We start from the raw sequence: 18,984 nt of genomic DNA, 5'->3' as shown, positions 1-18,984 counted from the left end.
GAACCTCGGCTCGGCGGACCGGCACGGGTCGGTGGGCGAGCCTCGAACGTGGGTGGGCCTCGGGTTCGTGCGAGGACGTCGCCGGACCGCGACGGGGCGCGGGATCAGTACTCGAGCGACTCGATGTAGCGCAGGAGGACGCCTTCGCGCAGCGCCCAGGGGGAGACCTCGAGCTCCTCGACCTCGAGCGCCTTCATCGCCCGTTCCACGACGACGGCCGCGGCGACGATCTGGAACGTGCGGTCGGCGGTGATACCGGGCAGCGCCTCGCGCGCGTCGGCGGGGATGCGGGCCAACCGGGGGATCCAGTCCTTCAGCTCCCGGCGGGGCAGCACCATGCGGTCGATGCCCGACCAGCCCGGGACCGGGTAGCCCGCGAGCTTGGCGAGCGAGCGGATCGCCTTCGACGACCCCACCACGTGATCGGGCCGGGGGAGCGCCGCGAAGCGCTCGGCGACCGGGGCCAGGACGGTCATGGCGTGCTGCCGCAGAGCGTCGATCTCGTCGGCGCTGGGCGGGTCGTGCGGCAGGAACTGCACCGTGGATCGGCCCGCGCCCAGCGGCACCGACTCGGCGAGATCGGGCAGTTCGTCCGCCCCGCCGGCGATCTCGAGCGAGCCGCCGCCGATGTCGAACAGCAGGATCTGTCCCGCCGACCAGCCGAACCATCGCCGGACCGCCAGGTAGGTGAAGCGCGCCTCCGTCTCGCCGCCGAGGACCTGCAGCGGTTGACCCAGGACGTCCTCGATCTGCGCGATGACCGCCTCGCCGTTGGTGGCGTCGCGCACGGCCGAGGTCGCGGTGGCGAGGAGCTCGTCGACCCCCTCGGCGCGCGCGTGGGCGCAGGCCGCGGCCACGGCATCCACCAGTCCCGACACGCCCTCGGGCGAGATGGAGCCGTCGGGCTGCAGGTAGCGCATGAGACGCAGCACCGAGCGGTGCGAGGTGGTCGCCGTCGGCCGACCCCCCGCACGGGCGTTGGCGACGAGCAGGTGGACGGTGTTGGAACCGATGTCGAGGACTCCCAGGCGCACGGTCCGAGCGTAGTGGCGCCGGCCCCCGCCGCCCGGCACGGCGGACCCCCGCCGACCCGCGCCGGCGGGGCGGCCACGCCGGGGTAAGCGGGGGAGCGCGACCACGCCGGTAGCATGGGCGAGTGTCCGCCGCCGAGACCGACGCTCCCGCGCCGTCGCTGAGCCCCTACCGTCAGATCGACCGCGACGACTGGTCGCGCTTGGCCGGGGGACTCCCGCAGCCGCTCACCGAGAACGAGATCGTGCAGCTGCGCGGGATCGGCGACCGCCTCGACCCGCGGGAGGTCGCCGAGGTGTACCTGCCCCTGAGCCGCCTGCTGAGTCTCTACGCGCGCGCCACGCGGCGACTGGGCGCCGACACGAGCGAATTCCTCGGCGAACCGGATGCCACCACCCCGTTCGTCATCGGCGTCGCGGGCTCCGTGGCGGTCGGCAAATCCACCATCGCCCGCCTGCTGCGCGAGCTCATGAGCCGCTGGCCCGACACCCCCCGGGTGGAGCTGGTCACCACGGACGGGTTCCTCTACCCGAATGCCGAGCTCGAACGCCGCGGACTCATGGACCGGAAAGGCTTCCCGGAGTCCTACGACCGGCGGGCACTGGTCCAGTTCCTCAGCGAGGTGAAGTCGGGCGCCGACGAGGCCCGCGCACCTTTCTACTCGCACGTGCGGTACGACATCATGCCCGACGCCCACGTCACCGTGCACCGACCCGACGTCGTCATCGTCGAAGGGTTGAACGTGCTCCAGCCACCGCCCTCGCCGAACGAGGTCGCCGTCAGCGACCTGTTCGACTTCTCGATCTACGTCGACGCCGACGCCGCCCACATCGAGAAGTGGTACGTCGAGCGGTTCCTCGCGCTGCGCGACAACGCGTTCACGAACCCCACGTCCTTCTTCCGCGTGTTCGCCGACATCAGCGACGAGGAAGCCGTCGAGCGCGCCCTCGGCTATTGGCGCGAGATCAACCTCCCCAACCTCGAAGAGAACGTCCTGCCCACGCGGCACCGCGCGGGGCTCGTGCTGCAGAAGGGCGCGGACCACAAGGTCGAGTCGGTCCTGCTGCGAAAGCTGTAGACCCGCCCCGACCCGGCGGCCGCGGCCGCAGGGGGCGCTCGGCGTCGCCCCGTAGGATGGGGGCTCATGTGCGGAATCATCGGTTACGTGGGTCCTCGTCAGAGCCAGGACATCCTTCTCGCCGGACTGTCTCGGCTGGAGTACCGGGGCTACGACTCCGCCGGTATCGCGGTCATCGACGCTGAGGGCACCCTCGACATGCGCAAGCGCGCGGGAAAGCTCGCGGTGCTCCGCGACGACCTCGTGGCCTCGCCCATGCCGAACGGCACCACCGGTATCGGGCACACGCGCTGGGCGACGCACGGCGGACCGACGGATGCCAACGCGCACCCGCACCTCGCCGACGACGACAAGCTCGCCGTCATCCACAACGGCATCATCGAGAACTTCGCCGAGCTCAAGAGCGAGATGGTCGGCGAGGGCTTCGCGTTCCGCAGCGAGACCGACACCGAGGTCGCCGCCGTCATGATCGGCCGCGAATACGCCCGCACCAAGGATCTCGTGCAGGCGTTCCGCGCGGTCGTCTCGCGTCTCGAGGGCGCCTACACGCTCCTCGCCATGCACCAGGATCACCCCGGTCTCGTCGTGGGCGCCCGCCGCAACTCCCCGCTGGTCATCGGCCTCGGCGAGGGCGAGAACTTCCTCGGCTCCGACGTCGCCGCCTTCGTCGAGCACACCCGCAACGCCCTCGCGATCGGGCAGGACGAGATCGTCGCCATCACCCCCGAGGGCGTCGAGGTGACCGACTTCTCGGGCGCACCGGTCGAGGTCGAGGCGTTCGAGGTCACGTGGGACGCGTCGGCGGCCGAGAAGGGCGGCTGGTCCTCGTTCATGGCGAAAGAGGTCTCGGAAGAGCCCGAGGCCGTCGCCAACACCCTCCGCGGCCGCATTCACGAGGGCCGGGTCGAGATCCCCGAGCTGGAGGGACTCGACGACTTCCTCGCCGACATCGACCGCATCCTCGTCATCGCCTGCGGTACCGCCGCCTACGCCGGGATGGTCGGCAAGTACGCACTCGAGACGTGGACGCGCGTGCCCGTCGACGTCGAGCTCGCCCACGAGTTCCGCTACCGCGACCCGGTGCTCTCCGCCCGTACGCTCGTCGTCTCGATCAGCCAGTCGGGTGAGACCATGGATACGCTCATGGCGGTGAAGTACGCCCGCTCGCGCGGGGCGAAGACGCTGTCGATCTGCAACACGCAGGGAGCGACGATCCCGCGCGAATCGGATGCGATCGTCTACACGCACGCCGGTCCCGAGGTCGCCGTGGCATCCACGAAGGCGTTCGTCGCGCAGATCACCGCGCTGTACCTGCTCGCGCTGCACGTGGGTCGGATCCGCGGGGCGGTCGATCCCGTCGCCGCGGTCGAGGCCGTCGCCGAGCTCGAGGCCGTGCCCGGCAAGATCGCCCGCGTGCTCGAGAGCGAGCAGGCCCGCATCGAGCAGCTGGCCCACTGGATGGCCGACACGCGCTCGGTCCTCTTCCTCGGCCGCAACGTCGGATACCCGATCGCCCTCGAGGGTGCGCTCAAGCTGAAGGAACTGGCGTACATCCACGCCGAGGGCTTCGCCGCCGGCGAGCTCAAGCACGGTCCCATCGCCCTCATCGAGCCGGGCCAGCCCGTGTTCGTCGTCGTGCCGTCTCCGCGCGGCTCGGGCGAGATGCACAAGAAGGTCGTCTCCAACATCGAAGAGATCCGCGCGCGCGGTGCCCGCGTGATCGCGATCGCCGAGGAGGGCGACGTGGCCGTGCTCCCCGCGGCCGACGAAGTGCTGCGCATCCCGCTGGCCGCCCCCCTGTTCGAGCCGCTGCTGGCCGTCGTGCCGCTGCACATCTTCGCGATGGGCCTGGCCGAGGCCAAGGGCCTCGACGTCGACCAGCCGCGGAACCTCGCGAAGTCGGTGACGGTGGAGTAACTCGTCGTTTTCGAAGGGCCGGATGCCAGGGCATCCGGCCCTTCGGCGTTCTGGGGGGGACCTGAGCTGGACCGGTTGATGCGGGCTGGGGGATAGAGAGGTGAGCGTCGGCGGTGGGGCTGCGTGGGCTGGGCATGGGGTTCCGGCACGGAACGCCGAGGGGCGGGCTCTGGGGCGGCGGTTGACGACCGTGGGCCCGGGGCCGAATGTCGGGGCCGAATGTCGGGGCCGGGGTTTCGGGGCGGGGCGACACAATGCAGGAGATTTGCGCGCGAGGGTGCTCGTCGGGGCGCTTTGGCGGCGGATGACGCGCAGATTTCCTGCATTGCGCTCAGGCGGTGGCTCGGCAGGCCCGGAGACCGCGTCCCGTCGCGGGGGCTGAGGGCGGAATTCGGCGGGCACCGGCAGAATGGAGAGGATGCTAGGAGGAGAGGTCGCATGATCGTCGGAATCGGCGTCGACGTCGTCGACGTCCCGCGCTTCAGCGCGACCCTGGCGCGCACGCCGCGGTTGCTGCCGCGCCTGTTCGCTCCGGCCGAGCGCGTGCTCAAGCCCCGCTCGCTGGCCGCGCGGTACGCCGCGAAAGAGGCGTTGATCAAGGCTCTCGGCGGATCCGACGGGGTGCACTGGACCGACATCGAGGTCGCCTCCGAACCGTCGGGGCGCCCCGTCTTCGCGCTGACCGGCGAGACCGCCGCGACGGTCGCCCGCCGGGGGATCACCGCCCTGCACCTGTCGATGTCGCACGATGCGGGACTCGCGACCGCCTACGTCGTCGCCGAGGCGGTGTCGGGTGGGATCGCACCGGCGGGGGAGGCCGCCGCGACCCGCCTGCCCGACGCGGCGGCCGAGGGCCCGGCATCCGTCACCCCCATCGCCCGAGAGGACACCGCATGAGACTGCCGCGGGGAGTGCTGCGTGAAGCGCTCATCGACGTCGACGCGATCACCGAGAACGTGCGGCACCTGCGCACGTTGACGGGCTCGCAGATCATCGCGGTGGTGAAGGCCGACGGCTACGGCCACGGTGCGCTTCGCGCCGCCCTCGCGGCGCTCGAGGGCGGAGCGACGAGGATCGGCGTCTCCGACATCGACGAGGCGCTGGCGCTGCGACGGGCGGGCCTGCGCGCCCCCCTGTTCGCCTGGCTGCACGCGCCGGGAGCGTCGTTCACCGAGGCCGTGCGGCACGACGTCGAGCTCGGGATCTCCGACCTCGACCAGCTGCAGCGCGCCGGGGAGGCGTTCGCGGGGGGACGACCCGCGAGCGTCCACCTGAAGATCGAGACGGGACTGTCGCGCAACGGCATTGCCCCCGACCAGTGGCGGACGGTGTTCTCCGAGGCGGCGCGACTCGAGCGCATCGGCCGCCTTCGCGTGATCGGGGTCTTCTCGCACCTGTCCAACACCAGCCTCGACGACGATCGCGCGGCGCTCGCCCGCTTCGAAGAGGGCGTGGCGCTCGCTGCGGCCGCGGGCCTGAACCCGCCGCTCCGGCACATCGCGGCCACCAACGCGGCGCTCACCCTTCCCGAGGCGCGGCTGGGGTGCGTGCGCATCGGCATCGGACTGTACGGCGTCTCGCCCGTGGCCGATCGCACGGCCGCCGACCTCGGTCTGCGCCCGGCCATGACGCTGCGCGGCGCGGTGGCGGCGGTGCGGCGCGTTCCCGCCGGCACCGGGGTGTCGTACGGCTACGACTACCGCACCGAGCGCGACACGACTCTCGTGCTCGTGCCGCTGGGGTACGCCGACGGCGTTCCCCGTCAGGCGTCCGGTCGCGGGCCGGTGTCGATCGGCGGGCGCCGATTCACCGTCGCCGGTCGCATCGCGATGGACCAGTTCGTGGTCGACGTCGGCGACCACCCGGTCGCCCTGGGCGACGAGGTCGTGCTGTTCGGCGATCCGACCCTCGGGGTTCCGTCGGCGCGTGACTGGGCCGATGCCGCCGACACCATCGACTACGAGATCGTCACGCGCGTGGGCGCTCGCGTCCCCCGGCGGGAGGTCGAGGCGTGAGCGTCCCCGAAGAGCTGATGGGCACGCGCGAGATCGCCGAGCCCTCCGACATGCACGAGCTGGGCCGCGAGATCGGCCGCGCCCTGGCGCCCGGTGACGTCGTCGTGCTGACCGGGGCCCTCGGCGCCGGCAAGACCACCCTGACGCGCGGGATCGGTGAGGGACTCGGCATCCGTGGTCCCGTTCAGAGCCCCACATTCGTCATCGCCCGCACGCACCCCTCGCTGGTGGGCGGCACGCCGTTGGTCCATGTCGACGCCTACCGGTTGGGAGCGGCGGTCGAGCTCGACGACCTCGACATCGACGTGGCGCACTCGGCCGTGATCGTGGAGTGGGGGCGAGGCATCGCCGAACACCTGTCGGACACGTGGTGGGAGATCGAGATCGACCGGCACCTCGGCGGCCGCGGTGTCGACAACGCGTGCGGCGAGATCGCCGTGCACACCGTCGAGCTCGACGTCGATGCGCCGCGGACGGTGACCATCTCGCGTCGGCCGTGACACGCTGCGGACGGTGACCGTCTCGCGCCGGCTGGAACCGATCGGTGCTGACCCGTCGGTACTGACCCGGCGGCGTCGCGGTCAGCGCGTTCCGGTCCGCGTCGACTGCGGCCTCGCCCGGGCGGATCGCCCCGGCGCCCGGTCGAGCGCCCAGACCTCGCGGAGCGCCCGCAGCGTCTCGACGGGCTGCTCCACGTGGGCGAAGTGCCCGCTGTCGTCGAGCACGACGTCGTCGTAGTCGCTCAGCATCCGCCGCCAGGCGCGGGGGTCGCTCGCGGCGACGAACACGTCGTGCCGGCCGCGCACCGACCGCACGGGGCAGACGATGCGCCGCCACACGCCGTCGTCGTGCGTCCGCGATATCCTCGCCGCGGCGAGGAACGCCGTCGGGCGGATCTCCGACGCGAGGGCATCGGTGAAGAAGCGCCCGACCCGCTCGGGATGCCGGAACAGTGGTCGCGCGAGAACGCGGAGCACCCCCGTGCGACCCAATCCGCGCAACAACGGACCGGCGACGGGTCCGAGCGCGCGCAGCACCCTCATCGCCGCCACCATGCCGGACAGCCACGGGAGGCGCAGCGCACCCGCGAGGGGACGGCGTGTCACCGCCCGGGCGCCGGCGCCGCTGGGCGACACGACACCGACGGCGACGGTCTCGCGGGGGAAGCGGGCGGCGACGTCGAGTGCGATCACGCCGCCGAGCGAGTGCCCGACCACCCGCCACCTCGGGTAGCCGACGGCGCGCGCCACGGCCGCGATCGCGACGGCCAGTTCCGCCGGGTCGGGAACGGGGCCGGGCGTCTCGCCCCATCCCGGGAGGTCCACTGCGATCACGTCGGTGAGGCGGCCCGCGGACGCCGAGAGCATCGGTATCCACGTCGTCCACGACCCGGCCGCCCCGTGCAGCAGGATCGTGGCGACGGGACTGCCCGAGCCGCGACCCACGTGGACGACGATGGGCCCCGCGCCGGTGGGGACGACCACGCGGCGGAGGCCGAGCTCGATGGCATCCATGGTCCTTCTTCGGAACGGACGGCGCGAACGGATGCCACCACGGCAGCGGTGTCGGAGGGGCCGGATACCCTGGAACCGTGATCATCGGCATCGACACCTCGCTCGGCACCGCGGTCGCTGCGATCGCCCGCGACGGGGAGGTGCTCGCCGACGAGCACAGCGCGAACCCCCTCGGCCACGCCGAGGTCATCGGCGACCTGCTGCGGCGGGCGACAGAGGCCGTCCCCGCGCCGACGCACGTCGCGATCGGCATGGGACCGGGGCCCTTCACGGGGCTCCGCGTCGGTATCGCGACCGCGCGGGTCTACGCGCTCGGACGCGGCGTACCGGTGATCCCCGTGCCCAGCCACGACGCCGTCGCACTCGGCGTGCTGCTCGCCGACGCCCTGACCGGCGTCGACACCCCCCGCTTCGCCGTCGTGACCGACGCCCGCCGTCGCGAGTTCGCGTACAGCGTCTACGACGGGATCGACGACGACGGACTCCCGGTGCGCACCACGGATGCCACGCTCAGCCCCCGCGATGAGATCGACGATCGGCTCGCCGACCTCGGAGCCGTGCGAATGGAGGCCACGAGGGTCTCGGCCGCGATGGTCGCGCTCGCCGCGGCGCGCGCCCTCGACGCCGGCCGCACCCTCGCGGGCACCGAGCCGCTGTACCTGCGCAGCCCCGACGTGGTCGTAGCCCACGCGCCGAAACGGGTGAGCTGATGGCCGCGCGCACCGCCACGGTCTCCGACCTCGAAGCGATCATGGCGCTCGAGAACGCCTCGTTCCCGAGCGACGCGTGGAGCGCGGCCATGATGCGCGAGGAGCTCGCCTCGCCGCACGGATGGTACGTCGTCGTCGAAGAGGGAGGCCGCCTGGTCGGCTACGCGGGGTTGCGCGCCGTGCGGGGGGCGAGGGACGCCGACGTGCAGACCATCGCCATCGCCGCGTCCGCGCGAGGACGCGGTCGGGGCCGGGCGTTGTTGGGTGAGCTGCTCGGCGAGGCCCTGCGCCGCGACGTTCACCACGTGTTCCTCGAGGTGCGGGCGGACAACCCCGTCGCGCAGGCTCTGTACGCCTCGGAAGGCTTCGTCGAGGTGGGTCGTCGGCCGCGGTACTACCAGCCCGACGACGTCGACGCGATCGTCATGCAGCTCGACCTCCGGGGGTGGGCGGCTACCCGCGCCACCGCCACGACGACCGGAAAGGGGTGGTGCTGATGAACGCGCCCCTCGTGCTCGGCATCGAGACCAGCTGCGACGAGACCGGCATCGGCATCGTCCGCGGTCGGCACCTGCTCAGTAACACCATCGCCTCGAGTATGGATGAACACGCCCGGTACGGCGGTGTGGTTCCCGAGGTCGCCGCCCGCGCGCACCTCGAGGCCCTGCAGCCCTCCATCGACGCCGCCCTCGCCGAGGCCGGGGTGACCCTGGAGGATCTCGACGCGGTCGCCGTGACCAGCGGCCCCGGACTCTCCGGCGCCCTGATGGTCGGGGTCGGGGCGGCGAAGGGGTTGGCCGTCGCGCTCGACAAGCCGCTCTACGCCGTCAACCATCTGGTCGGGCACATCGCGGCCGACATCCTCGACGCCGAGGCCGGCGAGCTCGAATACCCCACGGTCGCGCTGCTGGTCAGCGGCGGACACACCTCGCTGCTGCTCGTACGCGACCTCACGAGCGATGTCGAACTGCTGGGCGAGACGATGGACGATGCCGCCGGAGAAGCCTTCGACAAGGTGGCGCGGCTGCTGAAGCTGCCCTACCCCGGCGGACCCGAGATCGATCGCGCCGCCGCGACGGGCGATCCCACCGCGATTCGCTTCCCCCGCGGCATGTCACGCGCCTCCGACATGGCATCCCACCGCTACGACTTCTCGTTCTCGGGGCTGAAGACGGCCGTCGCCCGCTGGGTCGAGCAGCACGAGGCCGCGGGGCAGCCCGTGCCGGTGGCCGACGTCGCGGCCTCCTTCCGCGAGGCCGTGGTCGACGTGCTCGTCACCAAGGCCCTCGACGCGTGCGCGCGCCACGGTGTTCCCCGCCTGCTCCTCGGCGGAGGCGTCATCGCCAACAGGCGTCTGCGCGACGTCGCCCTCGAGCGTGCGGCCGCCGCCGGTGTCGCCGTCCGCATCCCGCCCCTTCGCCTGTGCACCGACAACGGTGCGATGATCGCCGCGCTCGCCGCCGAGCTCATCGCTTCGGGTCGGCGGCCCTCGACCCTCGCATTCGGTGCGGACTCGACGCTGCCGGTGACCGAGATCCAGGTCGCCGAGGATCCGGATGCCGCGGCCCCGTCGCCCGCCGAGCCGTCGTCGCCGCGCGACGGAACGGCATCGTGACCGAGGTGCCGCCGCCGACGCGGCGCGCGCGCAAGGACACCCCGGCATCCGGAGACGAGACGCCGGCGGGCCCGAGTTTCGAGCACTCCGCTTCAGCGGTCTCGGGGACCGCCTCCGCCCCACGGGCGATCGCCGGCTCCGGCGCGGGTGCGTCGGTGCCGAGCGCCCCGGCACCCGCGACGGAGGCGCCCGGCGCGTCGATCCCGCCGTTCGAGGACGACCCCGAACGCCTGCCGACGGCCCAGCTCGAGATGGCCGCGTTCGGTGACCACCTCATCCCCTATGTCCCCCCGGTACCGCCCACGCCGCCGTCACTGGCCCCCTGGGCGCTCGCGGTGGCGACCCTCGCGCTGATGGGGTCCCTGTTCACGGGGTGGCTCGTGCCGCTGGGATCGACCGGCGTCATCCTCGCGGCGCTGTCCCTCCGACGGCCGACCGACGGTCGCCGGGCTGCCGTCTGGGCGTTGTGCCTCGCGGTGCTCTCGCTCGTCTTCAGCGTCGGCTGGCTGGTCTGGGGCTTCTCGCAGCTCGCCGTCGTCTGAGCGGGGAGCGTCGCCGGCTGCGGAGTCGGGTGAGACGCGCTCTGGTCCGCGGTCGGCGGGCGGGATGAGGTCGTGCCCGCGGTCACTGGGCGGAAGGGGGCGCGTTCTCACACGCGGTCGGCGGGTGGCCCCGGGCCCCGCCCGTGGTCGGCGGTCAGCGCGGGGCCCCGCCCGTGGTCGGCGGGCGGGATGAGGCGCGTTCTCACACGCGGTCGGCGAGCAGCGCGAGGCGCTTGGACCCGATGCGCGTCACGATGAGCGTCGCCGATTCGTCGCCGCGCAGCGAGAGCTTCTTGCGCAGCACGGCGGGGTCGATGTCGACGCCGCGCTTCTTGATCTCCAGCGTCCCGATGCCGCGCGCACGCAGGGCCTGAGCGAGCTTCTTCGCGTCTGCCGGGAGGTGCTCGCGCACGCGGAACGTCGAGACGAACGGGCTCGTGAGTGCCGCATCGGAGGTCAGGTACGCGATCCCCTCCGACACCATCCCCGCGTCGAGGGCGCGGGCGACCTCGCCGATGAGTCGGGCACGGATCACCGCCCCGTCGGGCTCGTGCACGAATGCGCCGAGGTCGCGTGCATCGACGTCGGGGCTGTCGGCGGGGGCCGTGAGCTCCCAGGCGTCACCGCCGCGCACCACGAGCGCCGCCCGCCGCACCCGGTCGCGCGCGAGGGCCCCCGCCCACAGCACCAGCTCGATCGTGGAGCCGTCCGCGCTGATCCACTGCGCTTCGACGTCGTCGGGGATCTGGGCGCGGTCGAAGCCCGGGCCGAGCTTCACCCCGCCCGGGGTGCGGCTCAGAAGATCGAAGACCCACTCGAGCGACGGCGACCACTCCGCCGACGTCACCTGCCGCGTCTCCGCGTGGCCGGCGGTACGTCGTGCGGGATCGAGCCACACGGCATCCGTCTCCGACAGGTCTACCTCTTCCGCGCGCGCGTGGGCCACGGTCGCTGCCTCGCCGAAGGGGGCGAGGTTGTACGCCGCGATCGCGGCGGTCACCTCGTCGGCGTCGACGGCGTGGACCCGGATGCCGAGACCCGCCAGGCCGAGGGCGTCGCCGCCGATCCCACAGCCCAGGTCGGCGACGCTCGTCATCCCGGCGTCGCGGAACCGCCCCGCGTGACGGGCGGCGATCGACAGGCGCGTCGCCTGCTCGAGCCCGGCGCGGGTGAACAGCATCCGATCGGCGAACGGGCCGAACTTCGCCGCCGCCCGCACCCGGAGGCGGGCCTGCCCCACCACGGCGGAGACGAGGTCGGGGGAGTGGCCGGCCGCCCGGAGACGGGAGACGGCGCGCGCGGCGTCATCCGTGGAGGCGAGGGGTCCGATGTCGTCGAGCAGGCGGAGGCCCTCGGGGGTGAGCAGGGCGGTGAGCTCGGCGGTGTCCACCGGACCAGCCTAGGCGCGCCGATCCGCGAGGGCCGGGCGGCCCCGGCGGGGTTCGGCTTCCGGCGGATTCGGAGCCGTGGCCCGCAGAGGGCGGGCGCGGACTCGGGCCGTCCCTTCTCGCGGGAGCGGGCCCGTGCGGGCGGCGTGCCCCGTGTTCGCGCGGTGTGGCGGAGCCGGTCGAAGCCATCGGCCCCGATCGGCACCCCCCGGCGGTCCCCCTCCCCGTCCCCCGAAACCCCGGGGTCCCCCGTACCCGATACCGGGGAGGCCCCCGATGCCGGATCAGCGGCCCGTTCTTACTCTCGAAGAACGAACAGTACTGCGGGCCGCGGCCCGAGAATGGGATGGAAGAAATGCCTACCACCGGCGACATCAACAACTCGCTCAACACGGCCGTCGCGGACTCGCTCAACGACACGAGCGTCGTCAACGAAGACAACTCGGAGAACGCCGACCTCAGCGCGACGGACTCGTTCAACACCGACAACTCGACCACCGACGCCAGCGAGACCACCGTCGACCTCGACGGCTCGTTCAACGAGGGCTCGTACAACGAGTCCAACGAGTGGACCGACTCGCTGAACACCGACAACTCCACCAACGACTCGGGCAACAGCCTCGAGTGGGCCGACGGCTCGTACAACACCGACAACTCCCACACCGACAACTCCGTCAACGCGGGTGTCCGCGAGTACAACACGGGCTTCGGCGCCTGGGGCGGCGCGTCGGCGGCCGAGTCCGGCGCGGCAGGTGGCAGCGGCCACACCGAGATCTGGAGCAGCTCCACGATCGTCGACCAGTCGGTCAACCAGAACCTCGCGGTGGACGGCGACGTCGACCAGTCGTTCGACAACTCCTCGGTCACCGCTTCGGGTGAAGGCTCGATCGCAGCCGGCGGCAACGTCGACTGGGACTACTCGGTCGACGAGTCGAGCAACTTCAGCGCCGGCGGCGACATCAACATCGGCAACGAGACCACGATCACCACGATCACGGACTCGATGAACGAGTACAACCTCGACTACTCGTACACCGACAACTCCACCGTCATCGACGTCTCCGACTCGTTCAACGACTTCTCGGAGAACTACTCGGCCGACGGCTCGTTCAACACCTCCGAGGTGTTCGAGAGCGACACCGCGATCGACGTCGACATCACGGCGGTCGTGGACAGCTTCAACACCGCCGACCTCAACCTGCCCCTGGCCTGACCCTCTTCGTAAAGTAAGGAATCAACATCATGGTGTGGAACATCGGTGACGTGGACGACTCGGGCAACACGGCCTGGTCGAACGTCGGCAACAGCAACAGCACGACCAACACGAACAACAGCCAGAACCTGGCCGTCGACCTCGACACCGTCGGCAACGTCGACAACTCGTCGACCGACGAGTCGACGCAGGACTGGTCGTTCGTGGACTCCGGCAACGTCGACTCCAACAACCTCGACAACTCGTGGGACAACTCCGGCAACACGGACAACTCCACCAACAACTCGGGCAACTCCTACGAGATCGCGGTGGACTCGTACAACACCGACAACTCGGTGGAGGACAACTCGACCAACGCGGGTGTCCGCGAGTACAACACGGGCTTCTCGGGCTGGGGCGGCGCGGGCGCCGGTGGCGGCAACGCCTCGATCTACAGCCAGTCGACCATCGTCGACCAGTCGGTCAACCAGAACGTCCTCGGTGGCGGTATCGGCCAGGACTTCAGCAACAGCGCCGTCACCGCTTCGGGTGAAGGTGCCGTGGCCGCCGGTGGCGACGTCTCGATCTCGCGTTCGCTGGACGCGTCGACGAACTTCGACGCCGAGGGTGACATCAACCTCAACAACACCACCGAGATCACCACGTGGGACAACGTGGGCAACACGACCGACATCTCGGTCGAGCTCACCGACAACTCGCAGGACTGGACGGTCGACAACTCGTACAACGACGAGTCCGTCAATGTCGACCTGACCGACTCGTTCAACGACGACTTCAGCTCCACCGAGTCGCAGGACTGGACGATCAACGCCGACGTCATCTGGGGTTCGGGTAACTCCGAGGTCGTGGACGTGCAGGTCCCCGACGTCGACCTCGACGCCTGAGTCGCCATCCGTAGCCACGGAAGCGTCTGAACGGTAGCCCTGGGCGGGTTCTCCCGCCCGGGGCTATCGTCGTCCCCAGATCCTTCGACGTCGAAGAGGCGTCGGCCCGACCGAGAGGTTCCCCCGCGTGTCTGCACCGGCCCAGCCCACCACGTCTCCCGCGCCGAACGGTGCCGAAGCCGGCGGGAGGAGGAAACCGGCGCCGGTATCAGAACTGGCCTCCCTCGTCGAACGGGCGCGCAAGTACTCCGGAGTCCTCGGGCGCGAGGACCTGGTCGAGAAGCTGACGAACACCCGCGCCCGGCTGCAGGACCCGCACGTGCGCGTGGTCATCGTCGGGCAGTTCAAGCAGGGCAAGAGCAAGCTGGTCAACGCCCTCATCAACGCCCCCGCCTGCGCCGTCGACGACGACATCGCCACCAGCGTGCCGACCTCCGTGGGATACGCCGAGGAGCCGTCCGCCACCGTGCTCGTGAAACGCGAGAGCGGAGAGTCGCACGAGGTCCGTCGCGTCGATATCCCCTTCGAGCGACTCGCCGATTACGTCACCTCCCGCGCCGACGACGAGCAGGACGGCGACGTGGTCGGCGCCGAGGTGCTGCTGCCGCGCGAGATCCTCAAGGGGGGTCTGCGCATCGTCGACTCGCCCGGTGTCGGCGGGCTCGAATCGACCCGCTCCCTCGCCACCCTCGCCGCTCTCACCACCGCGCACGCCGTGCTGCTGGTATCCGACGCGTCGCAGGAGTACACCGAGCCCGAGATCCAGTTCCTGCGCCACGCGATGCGCATCTCCCCGAACGTCGCGGCCGTGCTGTCGAAGACCGACCTGTACCCCGAGTGGCGGGAGATCCAGCGCGTCGACGAGAAGCACCTCAACGAGCTGGGCGTCGACATCGACGACGTTCCCGTCTTCGCCGTCTCGAGCGACCTGCGGTTGCTGGCCGCCGAGCAGCAGGACCGCGAACTCAACGACGAGTCGGGCTTCCCCGAGCTCGTGGCGCACCTGCGGCGCGACGTGCTGGGCAAGGCGGAGGACTTGAACCGTCGCGCCGCCGTGCACGACCTGCTGACCGTGTCGGACCAGCTCTCGCTGGCCGTGAAGACGGAGCTCAACGCCCTGCTGCACCCAGAGGACACCCCGGGCATGATCGCCCGGCTCGAGGACGCCAAGGCCAAGGCCGACGACTTCCGCAGCCGCACCTCCCGCTGGCAGGTCACGCTCTCCGACGGCATCGCCGACCTGATCTCCGACACCGAGCACGACTTGCGCGATCGTCTGCGAAAGGTGCAGCGCGAGGGCGAGGCCGCCATCGACGAGGGCGATCCCGGCCCCATCTGGGACCAGATCGCGGAGTGGGTCGACCAGCGCGTGAACGCCGCGGTCTCCGAGACGTTCGTCTGGACCAACGAGCGGTCGCAGTGGTTGGCGGAGCAGGTGGCCGACGAGTTCCGCATGGGCGAGGAGTCCATCCCGCTGATCGACGTGGCCGGCACCGACGGCCTCCTCGACCCGGTCGAGGAGCTGCAGCACCTCGACGACGGCAAGATGGGCGCCGCCGAGAAGATCTACATCGGTGTGCGCGGCTCCTACGGCGGCGTGCTGATGGTGGGCCTTGCGACCAGCATCGTCGGCCTCTCGCTCATCAACCCGCTCTCTCTGCTCGCTGGTGTCCTGGTGGGTCGCCGTGCGTTCCGTGAGGACATGTCGTCACGGCTGCTGCGTCGCCAGAACGAGGCGAAGAACCTCCTGCGTCGCCACATCGAAGACACGGTCTTCCAGGTGGGCAAGCAGCTGAAGGACCGTCTGCGCATCGTCCAGCGCACCGCCCGCGACCACTTCGGCTCGATCGCCGAAGAACTGCACCGCTCGCTCAGCGACTCGGTGCTGGTGGCCAAGCAGGCCGCGGCCTCCTACACCGCCGATCGCGACAAGCGGATCACGACGTTGCAGGCGCAGCTGCGGGACATCGAGACCCTGCGCGGACACATCCCCACGGCCGAGCTCGAGGCGGCACGTCCCGCCCGCGCGGCGGTCGGGCGGTGAGCGCCGGGCTGCCCGAGGTCGCCCGGATCGTCGACGACGCCCTGCACGCGTACGCCGACGACGCGGCCGCGGTCGAGGTGCTGGAGTCGTTCCGCGCGCGGCTGCGCGAGCCGCTGCGCCTGGCCGTCGCCGGCATCGTCAAGGCGGGCAAGTCGACGTTGCTGAACGCCCTCATCGGCGAGCGGATCGCCCCGACCGATGCGGGGGAGTGCACCCGCACGATCACCTGGTATCGCTACGGATCGACCGCCCGCGTGGACCTTCGCCTGCACGACGGCCGTCGGATCTCGCGTCCGGTGCGCCGGCATGAGGGTCGGCTCGTGCTCGACATGGGCGGATTCACGGCCGAAGAGGTCTCCTGGATCGACGTGGCGTGGCCGAGCGAGAGCCTGCGATCCACGGTGCTCATCGACACCCCGGGCATCGCCTCGCTGACCGTGGAGAACTCGGCGCGCTCGACCGACTTCTTCATCCCGAAGGACACCCCCACGGCGGCGGATGCCATCATCTACCTCCTCCGGCACGTGCACGCCGAAGACCTCAAGTTCCTCGAGGCCTTCCGCGACACGGCTGCGGGCGAGTCCCAGACCGTCAACGCGCTGGCCGCCCTCTCCCGCGCCGACGAGATCGGCTCGGGTCGCATCGACTCGCTGCTCTCCGCGGCGAAGATCGCCGACCGGTACCGCCGGGACGGGGAGTTGCGGGCCCTCGCGCTCGACGTGGTGCCGGTGGCCGGCCTTCTTGCCGAGGGCGGTCGCACGCTCCGCGAGAGCGAGTTCATCGCCCTGCGCCACATCGCGCTCATGGACCGCGTGGCGCGTGACAAGCTGCTGCTGACCGTCGACCGGTTCACCCGAGCCACCGACGACACCGCTCTGAGCGTCGAGATCCGCCGCGGCCTGCTGCATCGCTTCGGCCTGTTCGGGGTGCGGCTGGCGGCGGCCCTCATCCGCGGCGGGGCGACGACGTCGTCCGCGCTGTCCGACCGGCTCGTGCAGCAGAGCGGCCTGGTCGAGGTGCAGCGCTTCGTCGAGGATCAGTTCCGCGGTCGCGCGTTCGCGCTGAAGGCGCGCGGCATCCTGCACAGCGTCGAACGCCTCGTGCGCGAGCGCCCGCGCCCGCACACCGCCGGCCTGCTGGCATCCATCGAGCGCCTCACCGCCCAGAGCCACGATCTGCGCGAGCTGTCGCTGCTGGCGGAGCTGCGAACGGCTCCGCCGGAACTCGACGCGGACACGCTCGCCGAGGCGGAGCGGATCGTCGGCGGCTCGGGGCTCGCCCCCGTGCGTCGGTTGGGTCTCGGCGACGATGCGGCGCCTCCGGCGCAGCGCGAGCGCATCGACGGCCTGCTCGCGCGCTGGCACTCCTTGGCCGAGTCGCCCCTGACCGACCGGCACACCGCCGACCTGTGCCGCGGCGTGGTCCGAAGCGTCGAGGGCGCGGCATCCGATCTGCTCGGACCCGTCACGGCGGGCGACGCCGACGGCGGTGTCGACGCGTCGGACGCGGTGCTCTCGCGCGGATCCGCCTGACGGAAAACAGAAGCGGCATCCGTCCGTGGAGGATCGGATGCCGCTTCGTCAGAATTCCGCGGAGGGGCTGTTGCCGGGGCTGCCGCGCCGGATGTCGTGCTTGCGCCGGGTCCAGCGCAGAGCGGCCGGGATCACCGAGAACAGCAGGCCGAGGGCGGACAGGCCGAGCTGGATCAGCAGCAGCCGGTCCAGCGGCACGCCCCGATCGCCGACGGCCACGAACTGCCGCGCCGCCAGGACCGTCACGGCCAGGAGCATCAGGGTTCCGAGCATCCACCATCGCGCGTTGTCACGGCGGTTGTTGAACGACACCAGCGAGGTGATCTGGACCAGCAGCACCGTCACCAGCGCGCCGAACACGCACCAGAAGACGATGTCCGCGGCGGTGCTGACCGTTTCGGCGGGCCGTGAGGAGTCGACCCCGCGCACGATGGCCTCGATGTCGGGATCGATCGTCTGGCGGATGATGAAGAGGTACCCCACCGTGATGGCGCCGACCACCAGGCTGAGCACCCAGCTGATCTGCGCGAGACGCACCGCGGCGGGCGGCGGCATCTTGACCATGACGGGAGCCGCGGCCTTGTCGTGCAGCGCGGGACGCTCGGGCTTGGTGGCTTTGGGGGGCGGTTCGTACGCCGGCGGTGCCGGGGAACGGCGCACCTGCGCCTGAGGGGCGGGCGCGCCGGAACGGCGGGTGAGCTCGTGAGAGCCCACCCGCCGTTCCGAGGGCGTGTCAGAGGGTGTCATCCGAGGTGTCTTCGATGACGACGTCGTTGCCCGAGTCGAACACGACGGTGGTGTCCTCGTCGACCGAGGTCTCGACCGTGGTGTCGGTGGTGTCGTTGAACGAATCGTCGACCACGACGTCCGTCGAGGAGTCGTTGGCCGAATCGGTCAGGTCGACGTCGGTGGAGTTGTCGGTCGTCTCGGTGGTCTCGTCGGTGTCGTTGTACGAGCCGTCGATGTCGGTGTTCGTCTCCTCGTTGCCGATGTTGACGTCGTTGCCGGCGTTGATGTCGGTGGAGTTGTCGAGGGTGGTGTCCTGGTCGACGTCGTTGCCGGCGGCGATCGCGTCGTCACCCGAGGCGACGACGGCTTCGTTGCCGAAGGTCTGGTTGACGTCGCCGTTGGCCCAGATGTTCTGGTTCACCGACTGGTCGACGATCGTGTCACGGTCGTCGATGTGGGTGTACGACAGCTGAGTGGTGATCGACTTGATCTCCTTCACCACCGGGTTCCACTCCGGCTTGGGGCCCACCGGAACCGGCGCGGGCTGGGGGTTCACGATCACGTGGGGCTTCTCGGCGATGACCGGGGCGACCGAGCACACGTCCGCGTACGAGACGTTGTTCAACCCCCGTGCCGCCATCGCGCCTTCCGGGTCTTCCTCGAACTCGGCTGCGGCCTCCGGATCGCGTAGGAGGCTCAGGATGAATTCGATCAGCGCATCTGCCATGGTCGCCAGCGTGACGCTCATTGGGGTCTCCTCACGGTTGTTCC

The 18,984-nt window shown here is 71.0% G+C and carries 17 protein-coding genes and 1 pseudogene; 13 read left to right on the top strand and 5 right to left on the bottom strand.

The genetic code is table 11. The annotated features are described in order from the left end of the window. Positions 1-104: 104 nt before the first annotated feature. Positions 105-1,034, bottom strand: a complete 930-nt coding sequence (locus ACTJJP_RS06185; protein WP_440774138.1) for a Ppx/GppA phosphatase family protein — start codon at positions 1,032-1,034, stop codon at positions 105-107. Between the two features lie 122 nt (positions 1,035-1,156). Here ACTJJP_RS06185 and coaA point away from each other — a divergent pair, with 122 nt between their 5' ends. From coaA to tsaE, 5 genes and pseudogenes are all read left to right on the top strand, one after another. Then, a complete protein-coding gene (gene coaA, locus ACTJJP_RS06180) occupies positions 1,157-2,110 on the top strand; it encodes a type I pantothenate kinase (protein ID WP_440774137.1) in 954 nt (317 codons plus the stop codon). Between the two features lie 66 nt (positions 2,111-2,176). Further along, complete coding sequence (gene glmS, locus ACTJJP_RS06175) at positions 2,177-4,027, top strand: glutamine--fructose-6-phosphate transaminase (isomerizing) (protein WP_440774136.1); 1,851 nt, start codon at positions 2,177-2,179, stop codon at positions 4,025-4,027. A 438-nt stretch (positions 4,028-4,465) separates the two neighbouring features. Continuing rightward, positions 4,466-4,813 (top strand): annotated as a pseudogene (locus tag ACTJJP_RS06170) (holo-ACP synthase); the annotation flags it as partial. A gap of 107 nt (positions 4,814-4,920) precedes the next feature. After that, positions 4,921-6,042, top strand: a complete 1,122-nt coding sequence (gene alr / locus ACTJJP_RS06165; RefSeq protein ID WP_440774135.1) for an alanine racemase — start codon at positions 4,921-4,923, stop codon at positions 6,040-6,042. Continuing rightward, entirely contained in the window at positions 6,039-6,542 is a 504-nt protein-coding gene (gene tsaE, locus ACTJJP_RS06160) for a tRNA (adenosine(37)-N6)-threonylcarbamoyltransferase complex ATPase subunit type 1 TsaE (RefSeq protein WP_440774134.1), read from the top strand. The genes alr and tsaE overlap by 4 nt, the downstream gene beginning before the upstream one ends. An 81-nt stretch (positions 6,543-6,623) precedes the next feature. On the opposite strand, the gene ACTJJP_RS06155 is transcribed toward tsaE, so the two are convergent. Then, a complete protein-coding gene (locus tag ACTJJP_RS06155) occupies positions 6,624-7,556 on the bottom strand; it encodes an alpha/beta fold hydrolase (RefSeq protein ID WP_440774133.1) in 933 nt (310 codons plus the stop codon). 77 nt (positions 7,557-7,633) lie between these two features. Here ACTJJP_RS06155 and tsaB point away from each other — a divergent pair, with 77 nt between their 5' ends. The 4 genes from tsaB to ACTJJP_RS06135 are packed head-to-tail and all read left to right on the top strand — an operon-like array spanning position 7,634 to position 10,423. Further along, positions 7,634-8,266, top strand: coding sequence for a tRNA (adenosine(37)-N6)-threonylcarbamoyltransferase complex dimerization subunit type 1 TsaB (gene tsaB, locus ACTJJP_RS06150; protein WP_440774132.1), 633 nt, complete (start codon positions 7,634-7,636; stop codon positions 8,264-8,266). Further along, positions 8,266-8,763 (top strand): ribosomal protein S18-alanine N-acetyltransferase, encoded by a 498-nt coding sequence (gene rimI, locus ACTJJP_RS06145; RefSeq protein WP_440774131.1) that lies wholly within the window; start codon positions 8,266-8,268, stop codon positions 8,761-8,763. Before tsaB ends, rimI begins: the two co-directional genes overlap by 1 nt. After that, positions 8,763-9,881, top strand: coding sequence for a tRNA (adenosine(37)-N6)-threonylcarbamoyltransferase complex transferase subunit TsaD (tsaD, locus tag ACTJJP_RS06140; RefSeq protein WP_440774130.1), 1,119 nt, complete (start codon positions 8,763-8,765; stop codon positions 9,879-9,881). Before rimI ends, tsaD begins: the two co-directional genes overlap by 1 nt. Further along, positions 9,878-10,423 carry a hypothetical protein gene (locus tag ACTJJP_RS06135; RefSeq protein WP_440774129.1) on the top strand — a complete coding sequence of 182 codons (546 nt, stop codon included), beginning with the start codon at positions 9,878-9,880 and terminating at the stop codon, positions 10,421-10,423. Before tsaD ends, ACTJJP_RS06135 begins: the two co-directional genes overlap by 4 nt. A gap of 202 nt (positions 10,424-10,625) precedes the next feature. Here ACTJJP_RS06135 and ACTJJP_RS06130 read toward each other — a convergent pair whose 3' ends face one another. After that, positions 10,626-11,813: a THUMP-like domain-containing protein gene (locus tag ACTJJP_RS06130; RefSeq protein ID WP_440774128.1), complete on the bottom strand. Its 1,188-nt coding sequence runs from the start codon at positions 11,811-11,813 to the stop codon at positions 10,626-10,628. Positions 11,814-12,157: 344 nt separating this feature from the next. Here ACTJJP_RS06130 and ACTJJP_RS06125 point away from each other — a divergent pair, with 344 nt between their 5' ends. The 4 genes from ACTJJP_RS06125 to ACTJJP_RS06110 all read left to right on the top strand — a co-directional run bounded on the left by ACTJJP_RS06125 (position 12,158) and on the right by ACTJJP_RS06110 (position 17,484). Further along, positions 12,158-13,024: a hypothetical protein gene (locus ACTJJP_RS06125; protein ID WP_440774127.1), complete on the top strand. Its 867-nt coding sequence runs from the start codon at positions 12,158-12,160 to the stop codon at positions 13,022-13,024. Between the two features lie 29 nt (positions 13,025-13,053). After that, positions 13,054-13,908, top strand: a complete 855-nt coding sequence (locus ACTJJP_RS06120; protein WP_440774126.1) for a hypothetical protein — start codon at positions 13,054-13,056, stop codon at positions 13,906-13,908. Between the two features lie 127 nt (positions 13,909-14,035). Next, on the top strand, positions 14,036-15,952 hold the full coding sequence (locus tag ACTJJP_RS06115; protein ID WP_440774125.1) for a dynamin family protein: 1,917 nt from the start codon (positions 14,036-14,038) through the stop codon (positions 15,950-15,952). Further along, entirely contained in the window at positions 15,949-17,484 is a 1,536-nt protein-coding gene (locus ACTJJP_RS06110; protein ID WP_440774124.1) for a dynamin family protein, read from the top strand. Before ACTJJP_RS06115 ends, ACTJJP_RS06110 begins: the two co-directional genes overlap by 4 nt. Positions 17,485-17,532: 48 nt before the next feature. Here the strand turns inward: ACTJJP_RS06110 and ACTJJP_RS06105 are convergent, their stop codons facing one another. Together ACTJJP_RS06105 and ACTJJP_RS06100 are read right to left on the bottom strand one after the other, a co-directional pair. Beyond that, positions 17,533-18,231 carry a hypothetical protein gene (locus ACTJJP_RS06105; protein ID WP_440774123.1) on the bottom strand — a complete coding sequence of 233 codons (699 nt, stop codon included), beginning with the start codon at positions 18,229-18,231 and terminating at the stop codon, positions 17,533-17,535. Then, on the bottom strand, positions 18,218-18,961 hold the full coding sequence (locus ACTJJP_RS06100) for an IniB N-terminal domain-containing protein (RefSeq protein ID WP_440774122.1): 744 nt from the start codon (positions 18,959-18,961) through the stop codon (positions 18,218-18,220). Before ACTJJP_RS06100 ends, ACTJJP_RS06105 begins: the two co-directional genes overlap by 14 nt. Between the last annotated feature and the right edge of the window lie 23 nt (positions 18,962-18,984).

The sequence above is a fragment of the Microbacterium sp. 22296 genome (assembly GCF_052045385.1).
Taxonomy (GTDB): domain Bacteria; phylum Actinomycetota; class Actinomycetes; order Actinomycetales; family Microbacteriaceae; genus Microbacterium.
Note: the sequence above shows the minus strand (reverse complement) of the source record. Positions and strands in the feature narration are given on the sequence as shown.

What these genes read in the sequence shown, in the direction of transcription:
- ACTJJP_RS06120 (WP_440774126.1), top strand. Translation starts at nt 13,054, where the DNA reads ATGGTGTGGAACATCGGTGACGTGGACGACTCGGGCAACACGGCCTGG.
- tsaD (WP_440774130.1), top strand. Translation starts at nt 8,763, where the DNA reads ATGAACGCGCCCCTCGTGCTCGGCATCGAGACCAGCTGCGACGAGACC.
- rimI (WP_440774131.1), top strand. Translation starts at nt 8,266, where the DNA reads ATGGCCGCGCGCACCGCCACGGTCTCCGACCTCGAAGCGATCATGGCG.
- ACTJJP_RS06155 (WP_440774133.1), bottom strand. Translation starts at nt 7,556, where the DNA reads ATGGATGCCATCGAGCTCGGCCTCCGCCGCGTGGTCGTCCCCACCGGC.
- ACTJJP_RS06125 (WP_440774127.1), top strand. Translation starts at nt 12,158, where the DNA reads ATGGAAGAAATGCCTACCACCGGCGACATCAACAACTCGCTCAACACG.
- ACTJJP_RS06105 (WP_440774123.1), bottom strand. Translation starts at nt 18,231, where the DNA reads ATGACACCCTCTGACACGCCCTCGGAACGGCGGGTGGGCTCTCACGAG.
- ACTJJP_RS06100 (WP_440774122.1), bottom strand. Translation starts at nt 18,961, where the DNA reads ATGAGCGTCACGCTGGCGACCATGGCAGATGCGCTGATCGAATTCATC.
- glmS (WP_440774136.1), top strand. Translation starts at nt 2,177, where the DNA reads ATGTGCGGAATCATCGGTTACGTGGGTCCTCGTCAGAGCCAGGACATC.
- alr (WP_440774135.1), top strand. Translation starts at nt 4,921, where the DNA reads ATGAGACTGCCGCGGGGAGTGCTGCGTGAAGCGCTCATCGACGTCGAC.